This window comes from Oleiphilus sp. HI0061, assembly GCF_001635675.1.
On sequence record NZ_LWFE01001491.1, the window covers coordinates 1 to 1,151 of the forward strand.

The 1,151-nt window shown below is 45.2% G+C and carries 1 protein-coding gene; it reads left to right on the forward strand.

All coding sequences use genetic code 11. The features are described from left to right. Nucleotides 1-198: 198 nt before the first annotated feature. On the forward strand, nt 199-1,151 hold a 953-nt coding region (prfA, locus tag A3735_RS23290; protein WP_068638752.1), incomplete at its 3' end, for a peptide chain release factor 1.

Here is a 1,151-nt window from a genome sequence, read left to right on the forward strand (position 1 = left end):
AGCCGATCCTTTTGATGATGGCGAGCTAGAGATGTTCTAAATCTTTCTACAAGAGCTAGCTTTTGTTTCGCGCCGCTATTTTTGCTAAAATGCCGCGCAATTTCCTACATATTGAATTTTTGTGACCTTACTTTATCAAAAGCGTTTGTTCTTCAGGCTTTATAGTTAAGTTAAGGTCATCTAGCTGGTTACTATTCCATGAAAGAATCCTTATTGCTTCGTTTAGACAGTATTTCTGAACGTTACGAAGAATTAGCAGCTCTTATGAGCGACCCTGATGTGATCACAGACCAGAATAAATTTCGCGACTTTTCAAAAGAGTATGCTGAAATTGAGCCGGTTGTGAAATGTTACGCTAGCTACAGACAAGCTCAGGACGACATCGAAGAAGCCAACATGCTGATGAATGATGGTGATGCCGATATGCGCGAGATGGCTCAAGAAGAGCTGAAAGAGGCAAAGTCTTCTTTGGAAACTCTTGATAAGGAGTTGCAGACTCTCTTGTTACCTAAAGATCCGAATGACAAGAATAACGTTTTCTTGGAAATTCGAGCGGGAACCGGTGGTGATGAGGCGGCAATTTTCTCTGGGGATTTATTTCGCATGTATTCTCGTTATGCTGAGAAGAAAGGCTGGAAGGTTGAAGTGGTTAGCGAAAACCTGGGTGAGCACGGTGGTTATAAAGAAGTGATTACACGGCTTGTCGGTGAGGGTGTATATGGGAGCCTGAAGTTTGAGTCAGGAGCTCATCGTGTACAACGTGTTCCAGAAACCGAATCGCAAGGCAGGGTTCATACTTCGGCTTGTACGGTGGCTGTGATGCCGGAAATTGATGCTGTGGATGAGATCGAAATCAATAAGGCTGACTTGCGTATCGATACCTTCCGGGCTTCGGGCGCCGGTGGTCAGCACGTCAACAAAACGGATTCGGCTATTCGTATTACCCACTTGCCAACAGGTGTGGTAGTTGAGTGTCAGGACGAACGATCACAGCATAAGAATAAGGCTCGCGCTCTATCTTTGTTGCAATCGAGGCTACTGACGGCTGAACAGGAAGCGCATGCTCAAGAACAATCAGATCAACGAAAAAGTCTCGTAGGTAGTGGTGACCGTTCTGAGCGAATCAGAACCTATAACTTTCCTCAAGGTCG